At 58.3% G+C, this 15,321-nt stretch carries 12 protein-coding genes; 7 read left to right on the forward strand and 5 right to left on the reverse strand.

What is annotated here, in order from left to right; translation table 11 throughout:
* Positions 1 to 75: 75 nt before the first annotated feature.
* From sixA to ACE1BR_RS18900, 3 genes are all read left to right on the forward strand, one after another.
* Positions 76 to 543, forward strand: coding sequence for a phosphohistidine phosphatase SixA (gene sixA, locus ACE1BR_RS18890; RefSeq protein ID WP_374873001.1), 468 nt, complete (start codon positions 76 to 78; stop codon positions 541 to 543).
* A 133-nt stretch (positions 544 to 676) separates the two neighbouring features.
* Positions 677 to 883 (forward strand): DUF1107 domain-containing protein, encoded by a 207-nt coding sequence (locus tag ACE1BR_RS18895; protein WP_374873003.1) that lies wholly within the window; start codon positions 677 to 679, stop codon positions 881 to 883.
* A gap of 159 nt (positions 884 to 1,042) precedes the next feature.
* Positions 1,043 to 1,957 carry a DMT family transporter gene (locus tag ACE1BR_RS18900; RefSeq protein ID WP_374873005.1) on the forward strand — a complete coding sequence of 305 codons (915 nt, stop codon included), beginning with the start codon at positions 1,043 to 1,045 and terminating at the stop codon, positions 1,955 to 1,957.
* A gap of 86 nt (positions 1,958 to 2,043) precedes the next feature.
* Here the strand turns inward: ACE1BR_RS18900 and ACE1BR_RS18905 are convergent, their stop codons facing one another.
* The gene (locus ACE1BR_RS18905) at positions 2,044 to 3,660 is read right to left on the reverse strand and encodes a peptide ABC transporter substrate-binding protein (RefSeq protein WP_374873007.1); all 1,617 of its coding nucleotides are present in this window, start codon (positions 3,658 to 3,660) and stop codon (positions 2,044 to 2,046) included.
* Between the two features lie 313 nt (positions 3,661 to 3,973).
* Positions 3,974 to 5,587: a peptide ABC transporter substrate-binding protein gene (locus ACE1BR_RS18910; RefSeq protein WP_374873009.1), complete on the reverse strand. Its 1,614-nt coding sequence runs from the start codon at positions 5,585 to 5,587 to the stop codon at positions 3,974 to 3,976.
* A gap of 382 nt (positions 5,588 to 5,969) precedes the next feature.
* Here ACE1BR_RS18910 and fbp point away from each other — a divergent pair, with 382 nt between their 5' ends.
* Positions 5,970 to 7,004: a class 1 fructose-bisphosphatase gene (gene fbp, locus ACE1BR_RS18915; protein WP_374873011.1), complete on the forward strand. Its 1,035-nt coding sequence runs from the start codon at positions 5,970 to 5,972 to the stop codon at positions 7,002 to 7,004.
* A gap of 217 nt (positions 7,005 to 7,221) precedes the next feature.
* Here the strand turns inward: fbp and mfd are convergent, their stop codons facing one another.
* Entirely contained in the window at positions 7,222 to 10,686 is a 3,465-nt protein-coding gene (gene mfd, locus ACE1BR_RS18920) for a transcription-repair coupling factor (RefSeq protein ID WP_374873063.1), read from the reverse strand.
* A 56-nt stretch (positions 10,687 to 10,742) separates the two neighbouring features.
* On the reverse strand, positions 10,743 to 11,318 hold the full coding sequence (locus ACE1BR_RS18925; protein ID WP_374873013.1) for a PilZ domain-containing protein: 576 nt from the start codon (positions 11,316 to 11,318) through the stop codon (positions 10,743 to 10,745).
* A 76-nt stretch (positions 11,319 to 11,394) separates the two neighbouring features.
* Between ACE1BR_RS18925 and ACE1BR_RS18930 the strand changes: the two genes are divergently transcribed.
* The 3 genes from ACE1BR_RS18930 (at position 11,395) to lolE (ending at position 14,637) form a co-directional block, all read left to right on the forward strand.
* The gene (locus ACE1BR_RS18930) at positions 11,395 to 12,630 is read left to right on the forward strand and encodes a lipoprotein-releasing ABC transporter permease subunit (protein WP_374873015.1); all 1,236 of its coding nucleotides are present in this window, start codon (positions 11,395 to 11,397) and stop codon (positions 12,628 to 12,630) included.
* Between the two features lie 67 nt (positions 12,631 to 12,697).
* Entirely contained in the window at positions 12,698 to 13,396 is a 699-nt protein-coding gene (gene lolD / locus ACE1BR_RS18935) for a lipoprotein-releasing ABC transporter ATP-binding protein LolD (RefSeq protein ID WP_374873017.1), read from the forward strand.
* Positions 13,396 to 14,637 (forward strand): lipoprotein-releasing ABC transporter permease subunit LolE, encoded by a 1,242-nt coding sequence (gene lolE / locus ACE1BR_RS18940; RefSeq protein WP_374873019.1) that lies wholly within the window; start codon positions 13,396 to 13,398, stop codon positions 14,635 to 14,637. Before lolD ends, lolE begins: the two co-directional genes overlap by 1 nt.
* 87 nt (positions 14,638 to 14,724) lie before the next feature.
* Here the strand turns inward: lolE and yfbR are convergent, their stop codons facing one another.
* Complete coding sequence (yfbR, locus tag ACE1BR_RS18945) at positions 14,725 to 15,315, reverse strand: 5'-deoxynucleotidase (RefSeq protein WP_374873021.1); 591 nt, start codon at positions 15,313 to 15,315, stop codon at positions 14,725 to 14,727.
* Positions 15,316 to 15,321 lie beyond the last annotated feature (6 nt).

The following is a 15,321-nucleotide window of genomic DNA, read 5'->3' on the forward strand; positions in this document are numbered from 1 at the left end:
AGCGCAATTGTTTCCACACCCGTAGCGGGGTAAGATCCCCCGGCTATCAAAACAGGCCCGTTGGGCGAGGTTGTAATGAAGATCTATATCATGCGTCATGGCCAGGCTGGCATGAATGCGAAAACCGATGAACAGCGTCCATTGACCGAGCAGGGTATTGACGAGTCACTGCTGATGGCTCGCTGGTTGGCGCCTCAGTTGAGCGGCCCGCTGGATCGGGTGATCCACAGTAACTACTTGCGGGCGCGTCAGACATGGCAAGCCATATGCAGTGAGTTACCTGACGCAGCTGTCGTAGAAGAGAGTGGCGACATTACTCCTTATGGTGATCCCGCGTTTGTCGCCAGCTACCTGACCACCCTGGCCGAGCAGCATGAGCAGATCCTGATGGTGAGTCATCTGCCGCTGGTGGGTTATCTGGTACAGAGTCTCTGTCCGGCCGCAGGGGCGCCGATGTTTGCCACTTCAGGCATCGCTTGTATCGAGTGGCACAACGGCAAAGGTGCCTTGCTCTGGCTCGAAGGGCCGCATACAATAGGCTAAAAGTTAATAAAAAGTTATAGAATGAATTTTTTGGGAAGAGACGGGCGAATTTTCCGGATTTTTATAGTTAGTTAACGGAATTATTTCGCAGAAGCTGCTGTCATACGGATACAACTGCAAGAGGTTGCAAACGATGAGAGTGTTCAAGAAGTACCTGCCACTGATGGTGGCAAAGCACGTTAAAACCTTTTTTAAAGGTCGGATTTACATCCATGGTCGCGGGCGGTTTGATTTCCAATCCGGTTTGTTATTGATGCCGAGCCCGGCGGATATTCCCCATCGTCAGACGGTCACGGAGGTCAACGAGATGATCTCCAGGCTGCACATGGATGCCGCATGATGCGCTTCTGAACGTGTTTCTGCACTGATATGCCCGCACTGTTGCGGGCATATTTGTTTCTGACCAATGCTGCTCTGCTGTTAGGTTGATCTCTTTGTTTCTCTCCGGTCGACCCCTATACTGGCTCCTTGTTGCCGTTCCGTGACTCTGGATGCGTCCATGCCTCTCGCTTTTCTGTTCCCTTTCTCCTGCATTGCCATCTGGGCTGGCAATGGCATCGTCAGCAAACTGGCGGTTGGCGTCTTGTCGCCCGCAGCGTTCGCCTGGTCCCGCTGGGTGGTGGCGGCGCTGGTGTTGAGCCCGTTTCTCGCGCGCCGGTTATGGCGCGAGCGTGTGCGTCTGCGTGCCGGTCTGTGGCAGATTGCGCTGCTGGCTTTGCTTGGTATGGTGCTCAACCAGACCTTTGGTTACTACGCGGCGCAAACTCTGGGGGCGACCGAGATGGGGTTGATGATGGGATTGACGCCGCTCTTGACCGTTCTGTTCAGTATCTGGCTGTTGCGTGAACGGCCCACTTGGGGGGCGGTGCTGGGAGCGCTGCTCTCCATTGTTGGTCTCGCTATTTTGCTGGGGCAGGGGGATCCAGCCCGGCTATTTACCCAGGGCATTCACATCGGCTCTGTCTATATGCTGCTCTCGGCGGGCACCTATGCGCTCTACAGCGTGTTGCTCAGGAAGTGGGATCTGGGGTTGGACAACTGGTCGTTGCTCTACGGCCAGGTGCTCTGCAGTGTGGTGATCCTGACCCCCTTCTATTGGCTGGTGGATGGTCAATTGCCCGAGGCGCGTGCGCTCTGGCTGATCTTCTATGCGGGGATCCCCGCATCGGCACTCTGTCCCTGGCTCTGGATGCAGGGGATCACCCTGCTCGGCGCCAACCGTACCGCTATTTTCATGAATCTGCTGCCGGTCATGACGGCGGGTCTGGCTATCACCTTGCTGGGTGAGCGGCTGACCAGCTATCACCTTATTGGTGGCGGCTTGACCCTGCTTGGCGTGTTGCTGGCACAGCTGTTGGTGCGCCCGGTAGTGATTGGTCGCCGCCGACTGCTGGCCGTGTGTCCGGATGAGTAATTGAGCGGGGTGGCCCGTTGGCAGAAAATGACAAAGCGCCTGCAACAATGCAGGCGCTTGTTTATGGTCAGGTGGTGCGCGACAGGTTAGTGGGCAACCAGATAGAGATCACGGCTGTAAACGATCGTTTGTGGGTCGTGATAGGGGTAGCCTTTGACGTACGGCTTGAGCAATTTTGATTTGACCAGGAAATAGAGGGGGGCGATAGGTGCCTCCTGATCCATCAGCTGTTCGGCTTGCTGATAGAGGCTATTTCGTTCGGCGGCATTGAGCGAGTCATGGGCTTTGGCGAGCAGGGCGTCGTACTCCTTGTTGAACCATTTGCCGTTGTTGGCGCTGTTGCCGGAGGTCAGAATATCGAGGAAGGCGGAGGCGTCGTTGTAATCAGCGAGCCACGTGTAGCGGCTGACCTCAAAATCCCCTGCGTTGAAGGTAGAAACCATGGTTTTCCACTCCATGTTGTTGAGCTTGGCGGTGACACCCAGGTTGTGTTTCCACATGGAGGAGATGGCCAGCGCAACTTTCTTGTTCGACTCGCTGGTGTTGTAGAGAATATCCACTTCCAGTGGCTTGTCCGGGCCATAACCGGCGTCAGCCAGCAGTGCTTTGGCCTGGTTGAGCCGCTCCTCCTTGCTCATTAACTGACTGGCTGGTTTTTTGAGATCAAAACCATCGACGATCGGTGGCGTGAAGCTGTAAGCGGCAATTTGCCCCTGACCCAGGATCTTGTCGGTAATGGTCTCCCGATCGATAGCCAGTGACAGTGCCTTGCGCACTCTGACATCGTCGAACGGTTTGCGCTGGGTATTGAACACATAGTAGTAACTGGCCAGGAGCGGGATATTCACCAGCTCTTCAGGGAGCGTGCTTTTGATATGCTGATACTGCTCCAGCGGGTAGGAAGTATGCATCAGCTCACCGGTACGATAGCGGTTGTAGGCGGCGGTATCAGAGGCGACTTCCAGATAGATCACCTTATTGATGACCGTGTGCTGGTTATCCCAGTAGTGAGCGTTGCGCTCAGTCATCAGGCGCTCGTTGGGGGTCCACTCCTTGAGCACAAAGGCACCGTTAGAGACGATATGTCCCGGTTTGACCCACTCCTTGCCATATTTCTCGATGGTGGCTTTGGGGGCGGGGAAGGTGGTGTAGTGGGCCAGGGTTTTCAGGAAGAAGGGGACGGGTTGTTTCAGGGTCACCTGCAGGGTGTGGTCATCCAGCGCCTTTACCCCGAGTTCATTCGGGCTTTTCTGGCCCTTGATCACCTCGCCCGCATTGGCGACCCCCATCAGTTCGATAAACCAGGCGTAGTTGGAGGCGGTCTTGGGATCGGCGGCCCGTTGCCAGCCATAGACATAGTCGGCGGCAGTGACCGGCTCGCCGTTCGACCATTTGGCTTCTGGCCTTAGTTTGAAGGTGTAGATGGTACCGGTTTGGTCGAGCTCGTAACTGATGGCACCGGCAGGCTGGATCTTGCCGTTGCCATCCAGCACATAGAGCCCTTCAAACAGGTCGTTGACGATGGTCCCCCCCGCATTCTCTTCTACCAGTTGCGGGTCGATAGCGGTGGGTTCGTTGTTGATATTGGTCACGTAGGTTTGTTGGGATTCTGGTAACAATATGGTACCGGCAGGAACTTGGGCGGCCCAGACGGGCAGGCAGAAAAGCCCGGCTAACGAGCCGGCAATGAGAGTCTTGTTCATTGATAATCCTTGATTTTTATTTTATTCCGAAGCGAAATCAATGTATTGAATCTTCAATTGAAACTCAATGAGCGTTTTCTGATCTGGTTCTTTTGACTCTTGTGTCAACGAGCCAGGGTGAGGATTGACGGCCGTTTGCAGGCACACCACTCTGTTTGTGCAGGATGCGGTATGTGCGGAATGTGTGGCGTTCAGCTAACGAACCCGACCTGCTTGAGTGGTGTGTCTGGATGGGTCACAAGGTGGCCAACAATGAAAAGCGCCTGCAGCAATGCAGGCGCTTTTTTATGGTCAGGCGGTACGCGACCGGTTGCTAATCAACCAGATAAAGCTCACGGCTGTAGACGATATTTTGCGGGTTGTTATAGGGGAAGCCTTTGACGAACGGCTTGAGCAATCTGGATTTGACCGAGAAAAAGATGGGGGCGATAGGGGCCTCTTGATCCATCAGCTGTTCTGCTTGCTGATAGAGGCTGTTTCGCTCGGCGGCGTCCATTGAGTCGTGGGCCTTGGCCAGCAGGGCGTCGTACTCCTTGTTGAACCACTTGCCGCTGTTGGCACTGCTGCTGGAGCTCATAATGTCGAGGAAGGTGGAGGCGTCGTTGTAATCCCCGTTCCAGCCATAGCGACTGACCGCGAAATCCCCCTCGTTGACGACTGACACCATGGTTTTCCATTCCATGTTGTTGAGCTTGGCAGTGACCCCGAGGTTGTGCTTCCACATGGAGGAGATGGCCAGTGCGATCTTCTTGTGGCTCTCGTTGGTGTTATAGAGGATGTCTACCTCCAGTGGCTTGCCTGGGCCATAACCGGCATCAGTCAGCAGCGCTTTGGCCTGCTTGATCCGCTCCTCCTTGCTCATTAACTGACTGGTCGGTTTCTTGAGATCAAAGCCATCCACGATGGGCGGGGTGAAGCTGTAAGCGGCGATTTGCCCCTGTCCCAGGATCTTGTCGGTAATGGTCTCCCGATCGATAGCCAGTGACAGTGCCTTGCGCACGCGGGCATCGTCGAACGGTTTGCGTTGGGTATTGAACACATAGTAGTAACTGGACAAGCTCGGGATGCTCACCAGTTCTTGCGGGCTCTGGCTCTTGATCTGCTTGTACTGCTCAAGTGGGTAGGTCGTGTAGTGCAGTTCGCCGGTACGATAGCGGTTGTACGCCGCCGTTTCGGAGACGATCTCCAGATAGACCACCTTATTGATGACAGTGTGCGCGTTATCCCAGTAGTGAGGGTTGCGTTCGGCCGTCAGACGTTCGTTGGGAGTCCACTCCTTGAGCACAAAGGCACCGTTGGAGACGAGATGTCCCGGTTTGACCCACTCCTTGCCATATTTTTCGATGGTGGCCTTGGGGGCGGGAAAGGTGGTGTAGTGGGCCAGGGTTTTCAAGAAGAAGGGAACCGGATTTTTCAGGGTTACCTGCAGGGTGTGGTCATCCAGCGCCTTTACCCCCAGTTCATCCGGGCTCTTTTTGCCTTGGGTCACCTCGCCTGCATTGGCAACCCCCATCAATTCGATAAACCAGGCGTAGTTGGAGGCGGTTTTCGGATCGGCCGCCCGTTGCCAGCCATAGACATAATCGGCGGCGGTGACCGGGTCACCGTTTGACCACTTGGCTTCGGGCCTCAGTTTGAAGGTGTAGACGGTGCCTGTGCTGTCGACCTCGTAGCTGAGCGCTCCTGCAGGCTGGGTTTTGCCGTTGGCATCGAGGGTATAGAGCCCTTCAAACAGATCGTTGACGATGGTGCTACCGGAGTCCTCTTCCACCAGTTGGGGATCGATGGTGGTGGGCTCGGCGCCAATATTGGTCACATAGGTTTGCTGGGCATCTGGCAGCAGCTTGGTGCCAGCAGGAACCTCGGCCGCCCAGGAGGGAAGGGTGAAAAGTCCGGCGACCATGCCGGCAATGATAGTCTTGTTCATTGATAATCCTTGAGTTTTATCTGCTTCCAAAGCGAAATCAGTGTGCTGGATCGGCAATTGAATCTCAAGAGGGGTGAGCGACTTGTGAACAGGCCCATCAGGCTCCACTTTAAAAGGCTCAAGGCTAGTCAGGTCATGGCTTGCAGCAGGTTATTGGTACGAATTAAGGGGCCAAAAGTTATCGAATGAAACTGTATAAAAAGGATTTTTTGCTATAAAAACAGGTGAAATAGCCTATTTATTAGGCCGCTTAATTCGCTGCAAAAACAAAAAACAGACGTTACATTAAGTTACAAAACAACACGGCCGAGGATCGGCTCTTTTTTTGTCGATGCTTGCAAACGTTTTCAATGCCAACGGAAACGATCTTAAAGGACCAAAAATGCGAAACATGATCACCATGGGCGAGTTCATCGTCAAAAAGCAGGCTGATTACCCTACCGCGACTGGCGAACTGACCTCGCTGCTCAGCTCGATCCGCCTGGCCGCCAAGGTGGTGAACCGGGAGATCAACAAGGCTGGGCTGGCCGATATCATCGGCTCCATGGGGGCCGAAAACGTGCAGGGTGAGGTGCAGCAGAAGCTGGATGTCTATGCCAATGAGCGCTTCAAGGCAGCGCTTGCAGCGCGGGGCGAGGTATGTGGCATGGCCTCCGAAGAGGAGGAAAATTTTGTTGCCTTCGATTCGCCGCTCTCCAAACACTCCAAGTACGTCGTGCTGATCGATCCGCTCGACGGCTCCTCCAATATCGACGTCAATGTTTCGGTCGGGACCATCTTCTCCATTTACCGCCGTTTGAGCCCGCAGGGTTCGCCGGTGACCCTGGATGACTTCCTGCAACCGGGCAACCGCCAGGTCGCCGCCGGTTATGTGGTCTACGGCTCCTCGACCATGCTGGTCTACACCACCGGGTTTGGCGTCAACGGCTTTACCTACGACCCCTCCATCGGTTGCTTCTGCCTCTCTCACGAGAACATCCGCATTCCGGAAGAGGGCAAGATCTACTCCATCAACGAGGGTAACTACATCAAGTTCCCGGACGGGGTGAAGAAGTACCTCAAATATTGTCAGGAGCGGGACGAGGCGACCCACAGACCCTACACCTCCCGTTACATCGGTTCACTGGTCTCCGATTTCCACCGCAACCTGCTCAAGGGTGGCATCTACATCTACCCGTCCGGTACCAGTTCTCCGACCGGCAAGTTGCGCCTGCTTTATGAGTGCAACCCGATGGCATTTCTGGTGGAACAGGCTGGCGGCAAGGCCTCTGACGGGTTTAACCGGATCATGGATATCCAACCCACCGCGCTGCATCAGCGTACTCCCTACTTCGTCGGGTCGACCAAGATGGTGGAGCGGGCCGAGGCCTTTATGCGCGAGTTCTCTTCCCACGAGGATCCCGCTAATCAGGGTTGATCGTCAGAGGTGTAGGTTGGTGCTGAGCGCAGCGAAGCCCAACGTTTACCGGTGCGATGCCCTCTCCCTCTGGGAGAGGGCAGGGTGAGGGGAATGGTTTTCACTGCCCCCCTCATCCCCGGCCCTTCTCCCACAAGAGGAGAAGGGAGACGCTCGTCACCAGCCAACATAAACAAAACGGGAGCCACAGTGGCTCCCGTTTTGTTTCGCTTTCCGCCTACAGGCTGTTGTTGGCCAGATCCGCCAGCAAACCATCCACCAGCTTGAGGCGCATGGCGCGATCCTGGGTCGGTACCTGGAAGCGCAAGCGGGTCGGCCCGTCCATCTTGTAGACCCGTGGCTGGCTGGAGAGCAGCTTGACCAGGTAGGTCGGATTGACCTTGGTTTCCTGGGTGAAGTCGAGATAGCCGCCGCGCTCGCTCATCTCCACCCGGCGAATGCCAAGGGCGGTGGCACGCTGGCGGAAGGCTGCCAGCTCCAGCAGGGTTTTGGTCGCTTCCGGCAACAGACCGAAACGGTCGATCAGCTCCACTTTCAGCTCGCGCAGCTCCTGTTCGTCCGCCGCGCTCGCAATCCGCTTGTACATGGAGAGGCGCATGTTGACGTCCGGAATGTAGTCGTCCGGCAGCAGCGCAGGCAGGCGCAGCTCCACCTCGGTGTGCTGGCTCATCAGCTGCTCCAGCGACGGCTCTTTGCCATTTTTCAGCGCTTCGACCGCCTGCTCCAGCATCTCCATGTAGAGGGTGAAGCCGACCGATTCAATCTGGCCGCTCTGATCGTCGCCGAGCAGTTCGCCCGCGCCACGGATCTCCAGATCGTGGGTCGCCAGCGCAAAACCGGCGCCGAGATCTTCGAGCGAGGCGATCGCCTCCAGCCGCTTGGCCGCATCCTTGGTCATCAGCTTGGGATGGGGGGTGAGCAGGTAGGCATAGGCCTGATGGTGGGAGCGGCCAACCCGGCCCCGCAGCTGGTGCAGCTGGGCCAGACCGAGATGATCTGCCCGGTCCATGATGATGGTGTTGGCGCTCGGCACGTCGATACCGGTCTCGATGATGGTGGTGCAGACCAGCAGGTTGAAGCGCTGGTGGTAGAAGTCGGACATGATCCGCTCAAGGTCGCGCTCGCGCATCTGGCCGTGGGCGATGCCGATGCGCGCCTCCGGCACCAGCTCGGCAAGATCTGCCGCGCACTTCTCGATGCTCTCCACGTCGTTGTGCAGGTAGTAGACCTGACCACCGCGCTTCAATTCCCGCAGCACCGCCTCGCGTACCACCGCCGGTTCATGCTGGCGCACGAAGGTCTTGATGGCGAGTCGCTTGGCAGGCGGGGTGGCGATGATGGAGAGATCCCGCATGCCCGACATTGCCATATTGAGGGTGCGCGGAATGGGGGTAGCGGTGAGGGTGAGGATATCCACGTCGGCCCGCAGCGCCTTGATCTTCTCCTTCTGGCGCACCCCGAATCTGTGCTCCTCATCGACGATGAGCAGTCCCAAGTCCTTGAAGGTTAGTTCGGCGCCGAGCAGCTTGTGGGTGCCGATGATGATATCCACCTTGCCCTCGGCCAGTTCTTTCATCACCGCGGTCTGCTCTTTGGCTGAGCGGAAGCGGCTCAGCACCTCGACCCGCACCGGCCAGTTGGCGAAGCGGTCGCGGAAGTTATCGTAGTGCTGCTGGGCGAGCAGGGTGGTGGGCACCAGTACGGCGACCTGCTTGCCGCCATGCACTGCCACGAAGGCGGCGCGCATCGCCACTTCGGTCTTGCCGAAACCCACGTCGCCGCACACCAGTCGGTCCATGCTCTTGGCCTGACACATGTCACCCAGCACCGCATTGATGGCGTTGAGCTGATCGTCGGTCTCCTCGAACGGGAAGCTGGCGGCAAACTGGCGATAGGCCTCTTTGTCATGCTTGAAGGCAAAACCGGCGCGGGCGGCGCGTATGGCGTAGACATCCAGCAGCTCGGCCGCCACGTCGCGTACCTTCTCGGCCGCCTTGCGCCGCGCCTTGACCCAGGCCTCGCCACCCAGTTTGTGGCTGGGCGGGTTATCTGAGCCGGTGTAGCGGCTGATGAGGTGCAAACTAGTGACCGGCACGAACAGCTTGTCGCCACCGGCATATTCGAGGGTCAAAAACTCGGTGGGCAGGCCGCCGGCGTCGATGGTCTCCAGCCCCAGATAACGGCCGACCCCGTGATCGAGGTGCACCACCGGCTGGCCCTGGGTTAGCTCGCCCAGGTTTCTGATCACCGCATCGGAGCTTAAGTTTTTGCTCTTCTCGCGCGCCCGCTTGCTGCGCACCTTGCCGCCCAGCAGTTCGGTCTCGGTGATCAGTGCCAGCGCTTCAGCCCCAGCCTCCTGCAACTGCTCTTGTAGCAAAAAACCGCGCTCTAGCGGCGCCACCAGCAGACCATGGCGGGTCTTGCTCGCCATGAAATCGCTTAAGGAGGGGAACTCTTTGGGTTGCAGCGAGATACGTGCCAGCAGATCGCCGAGCACCTCCCGCCGCCCTTCAGACTCCACCGCAAACAGGGTGCGACCGGCAAAGCCTTGCAGGAACTGGCTGAGCGCCAGCAGGGGTTGCTCCTTGCTGTGATCGAGCTGCAGATCGGGCAGCGCCGAGATGGGTAGATCGTGCTGACCGGCATCCCCCGCGGTGGCGGCCTCTTGCAGCCGCACCGCGCCATATTGGCCGAGGGCGGCAAAGAGCTGCTCTACCGGCAGATAGAGTTGTGCTGGCGGCAGCAGGGGGCGGGTATTGTCCCAACGCCGGTCTTCATAACGTTGGCCGATGTCGTTCCAGAAGCGCTGGGCGGCGGGGTAGATATCCCCCACCGTGAGCAGCAGGGTATCTTCCGGCAGGTAGTCAAACAGGCTGGCGGTCTGGTTGAAGAAGAGCGGCAGATAATATTCGATGCCAGCGGGCCAGCGCCCCTTGCTCACCTCTTGATAGACGGAGCCCTCGGCCCGCGACAACTCGAACTGCTCGCGGAACTGGCCGCGAAACAGCTCGATGGCCGCCTCGTCGGTGGGAAATTCCCGTGCTGGCAGCAGGCTGACCGTTTTGACCGGCTCGCTGGAACGCTGGGTCTCCGGATCGAACGGGCGGATAGAGTCCACTTCGTCGTCGAAAAAGTCGATGCGGTAGGGACTGTTGCTGCCCATTGGGAAGAGATCGAGCAGGGAGCCGCGGGCGGCAAATTCGCCATGCTCCAGCACCTGATCCACCGCCACGTAACCCGCTTCCGCCAAGCGCCCTCTAAGTTGTTGCAGGTTGAGACGCTGACCTGCTTTCACCATCAGGCTGTATTTGTCGAGATAGACCCGGGGGGCACAGCGCAACATCAGGGTGGAGATGGGGACAATCAGTACCCCTTTGTTCATTTGCGGCAGCTTGTAGAGCGTCTCGAGCCGCTGGGAGATGATGTCCTGATGGGGGGAGAAGGTGTCGTAGGGCAGGGTCTCCCAATCCGGGAACAGCAGCACCGGGCAGCCCTTGTCGGCCAGCAGGTATTGAAGTTCCTGTTCGAGACGCAGGGCGCTCGGCGTATCGGCGGTGATGAGTAGTACCGGACCTTTGGCTTCGCTGGTGAGACGGGCTGCAATCAGCGAGAGGCTGCTGCCGACCAGCTGGCCGAACGTGATCTTTTGGCCCGCTTTGGCGGGCAAGGCGGGGAGTTTCATTGGCATGGTTCGATTCTTTTAACGTTGTCGTTATTTATCGCTGATGTTCGCTATGGTTAGCGCTGGCGCTCTTGGGCGCGTAGCTTGAGCTGTTTGGATTGTACATGCAGGCTGGCGCGTACCAGCAACTCACGATCATCTTCGCGGATCCGCACATAGTCGAGTACCACATGGGTGCCATGTTCGCCCGCAGTGATCTCCTTGACCTGGCCATAGCAGTAGATGGCGGCCGCCTCTTCGCGCAGGAAGATCTTGAGGCGCACGATCTGGTGTAGATGCGGCGTATCGCCATGGCCGTGATAGGGGTGCAGGTAAGTGAGTTGGCCGGCGCCAAACCGCAGGGTGTGGAAGCGTTGCTCCGGATGATCCTGCATGGAGAGCACATAGCCCATGATCATGTCGATCTTGCGGGACTGCTGATTGACGATCTCGAGCAGGTCGTGCATCGACTCGTTCTGGTTACGCAGCAGGCGGGTGGTCACTAGATCGATGGAGGTAATGGCCGAGGAGATCCGAAAGGGCTCCGGCAGCTCAGCGTCCAGCTCTTCCAGCGAGGGGAGGTGAAAGTCGGCCGGCATGGGGATCACATTGACCGGCGTGGCATGAGTGACGCTGAAGAACTGTTCCTGCATGGAGGCTATCCCTTGTTGTCATGGACGGTTTCCCTTTATTATCCGGTATCTTATTTTGTTGGCAACGTACATATCCTTGAAGACCGGACTTTTTCAGCCCCTTTCGCTGGCCATCGGCCTGCGTTATGCAGGCTCGAAGCGCAGCAATCGCTTCGTCTCATTTATCTCCCTGTTCTCCACCTTCGGCATCGCTATCGGGGTTGCTGCCCTGATGGTGGTCATTTCGGTGATGAACGGTTTCGAAGGGCAGCTCAAGGGGCGCATCCTCGGGGTGATCCCCCATGTGGTGGTGACCAATCAGGCGGGCCGTATTGATGCAGACCCGCAAGGCTTGCCGGATCTGGCCAAATTACCCCATGTGGTGGCCATGGCCCCCATGCTCGACAGCGAAGGGATGCTGCAAAGCCCCGGCCAGCTGACTGGCGTCAGCGTGCAGGGGATCGATCCCGCCCACTGGCCCAAGGATGACATCCTCCATAGTCAGATGCTGGGGGGACGCCTTGATACCCTGCAGGCCGGTCGCTACCAGATCGTGCTGGGGCAAGGGGTGGCACGCCGCCTTAATGTCTCCATCGGCGATCAGGTTCGTCTGATCCTGACCGAAGGCACTCGTTTTACGCCGTTTGGCCGGGTTCCGGCCCAGCGTCTCTTTACTGTCTCCGGCATCTTTGGGGTCGGTGCTGACGTGGATAACCAGATTGCGCTGATTGCGTTGGGGGATGCCCAGCGACTGTTGCGTCTGCCGACAGAAACCGTCGGTGGTATTCGCCTCTGGCTCGATGATCCTTTTGCGGCCGACGAGGTGATCAAGACACCGTTGCCGGAAGGGCTGCTGTGGCAGGATTGGCGCCGCGAGCGCGGTGAGCTGTTCCAGGCTGTAGCCATGGAAAAACGGATGATGGGGTTGATGCTGGTGCTGATCATCGCCGTTGCGACTTTCAACATTCTCTCCGCACTGGTGATGGTAGTGACGGACAAGGAGGGTGAAGTGGCCATCCTGCGTACCATGGGCATGAGTGAGTCAGGCATCGTCAAAATCTTCATGGTGCTCGGTGCCTCCAGCGGGGTGATTGGCGCCCTGTTTGGCGCTCTGGCGGGGCTGGGTCTGACCCTTGGCCTCAATCCACTGCTCAATGCGGTGGGCCTCAACCTCTATATGACGGCAGGCGGTAGTGGTTTGCCGGTTATTGTCGAGCCTGCTCAGGTCATGACCATTTTGCTGGGCGCCGTGCTGCTGAGCTTCAGCGCGACTCTCTATCCGGCGGCCCGCGCCGCGCGGGTCAAACCGGCCGAGGCGTTACGTTATGAGTAATGCCGTGAATAATGCATCTTCTGTTGTTACCTCTGGTGCAATTACTGGAGCAAGTGGAGCCCCCTTTATGAATGAAGCCGTATCCCGTGAACCTCTGTTGCGCTGCCAAGCGCTCAACCATGTCTATAAAGAGGGGGAGCTGGAGACTCAGGTGCTCAAGGGGATTGATTTGAGTGTCGCAGCCGGTGAGATGCTGGCGGTAGTGGGGAGCTCGGGCTCCGGCAAGACCACCTTGCTGCACCTGATGGGAGCCCTCGACAACCCTTCCAGCGGTGCCGTGCTGTTCAAGGGGGAGGATATCCACCATTGGGATAGCCGCACCCAGGCCCGTTTTCGTAACCGCGAGCTGGGTTTCGTCTATCAGTTTCATCACCTGCTCTCCGAGTTCAGTGCATTGGAAAATGCGGCCATGCCACTGCTGATCGCTGGCGAGTCGGTGGCGGTTGCCACCGAGAAGGCGACCAAAATGTTGGGGCGTGTCGGACTCTCCCATCGCTTGAATCACCGCCCTTCCGAGCTCTCCGGTGGCGAACGCCAGCGGGTGGCGATTGCCCGTGCGTTGGTCAACGAACCGAGTCTGGTGCTGGCGGATGAGCCCACCGGTAACCTGGATCACGCCAGTGCCACTGCGGTGTACGAGCTGCTCTGTGAGCTGAATCGTGAGTTGGGCACCGCCTTTGTGGTGGTGACCCATGACTTGAGCCTTGCGGCCAAGCTCCATCGCCGGGTGACCCTGGTGAGCGGTGTGATGGCGGAGGTTGCCTGATGTTCAAACCGCTGCCCCTCTTTCTGGGCCTGCGTTACAGCCGCTCCCGCCGTCGCAACGGGTTTATCGCCTTTATCTCCGCCTCTTCCCTGATCGGGATCGCCCTTGGGGTGATGGCGCTTATCCTGGGGCTCTCTGCCATGAATGGCTTTGAGCGGGAGCTCAAAGATCGGGTGCTTTCCGTGGTACCGCAAGGTGAGTTGGACGCGGTCGAGCGACCGCTGCCGGACTGGCCGCGTCTGCGCGATTACCTGCTGGCACAGCCGGGCGTCGAGGCTGCCGCGCCGGTGATCCGCTTGAACGGCCTGCTGGAGCACGGCTCCGCCCTCAAGGGTGTGCAGCTGCGTGCGGTGCTGCCCGAGCTGGAGGCCAATCTGTCGGACGCGGGCAAGTACATGACCGGCCGTGGCCTGCGTGAGCTGCAACCGGGTGAACGTGGCGTCATTCTCGGCAAAACCATTGCCGACAAGCTGGGGGTCAAGATTGGCGATTCTCTTGCCCTGTTGTTGCCACAGGGGGGCGATCAGGCGGGGATCAAAAATCCGAGACGAGAATCCTTGACGGTGGTGGGCTTGTTGGAGATCGGCGGGCAGCTCGACGGCTTGCTCGGCTTTATGAATTTGGCTGATGCGCAAGCGATCACCGGTATGGGTAGCGATGTGGAGGGGTTCAGCCTGCGGGTGAGCGATGTGCTCAATGCGCAGAACATTACGATCGCTGCCGCACAGCAGTTCCCTCATCACGTCTATATCCGCAGCTGGATGAACAGCCAGGGTTATCTCTATCAGGACATTCAGATGGTACGTACCGTCATGTATGTGGTGATGCTGATGGTGGTGGCAGTGGCCTGCTTCAACATCGTCTCCACTCTGGTGATGGCGGTGAACGAGAAGCGCAGCGAGATTGCTATCTTGAAGACCATGGGAGCGAGCCCCGGCCAGATCCGGCTCACCTTCGTCATTCAGGGGATGGTCAACGGGGTGGCCGGTGCCCTGCTTGGCGCGCTGCTGGGAGGCCTGCTCTCCAGCAAGCTGACCCAGATCCTGGGGGTCATCGAGAAGCTCATTGGCCACCGCTTCCTCAATCCGGATATCTACTTTATCGACTTCCTGCCGACCGAGTTGCATATGCTGGATCTGCTCATCGTAACGGGCGCTGCTATCCTGATGAGTCTGCTGGCGACCCTCTATCCCGCCTGGCGGGCGAGCGGTCTGGTGCCGTCCCGCGAGCTGGGTCACTGATGCGCGACATCTGATCCGCTGATAAAAACGAAGAGCCCGCCAGTGCAAACCGGCGGGCTCTTCTGTTTTCAGATCGCGTGGTGTGGCTTAGTGCGCGTTCAACTCATCGAGCGGCAGGGAGAAACTCGCCACAAAGGTGTCGATAAAGTAGCGCATCTCATCGCTCATCCGCGCTTCCAGCATGGCCTCAAGGCGCTTGCGAGCCGGCTCAAACTCACGGTTGCCCGCGTTGATCTCCTCCAGACACTTGGTATAGGCACAGAGGGTGTCGGCGTCTTTCACCAGTCTGGCCAGCTCGCTATCCTGCGCTGCCGAATCTAGCAGCGGGCGAAAATCCTCCACCAACTCAGGTGGCAGCATGGCGAGCAGGCGCTGCTCGGCGGCCAGCTCTATCTTTTTGTACTCGCGGGCGATTTCGGGGTTGAAGTATTTGACCGGGGTCGGCAAATCGCCGGTCAGCACTTCGCTGCTGTCGTGATAGAGCGCCATCACGGCGGCGCGATCGGCATCCACGGTGCCGCCAAACAGCCGGTTTTTGATGATGCCGAGGGCATGGGCCACCATGGCCACCTGCAGGCTGTGCTCGGCGATATTTTCGGGCTGGATGTTGCGCATCAGGGGCCAGCGGTAGATGAGCTTCATGCGGGCGAGATTGGCGAAAAAGTGGCTGGGTAACATGATGGC

This window comes from Aeromonas sp. MdU4 (genome assembly GCF_041929505.1).
In the GTDB taxonomy this organism is placed as follows: Bacteria; Pseudomonadota; Gammaproteobacteria; order Enterobacterales; family Aeromonadaceae; genus Aeromonas.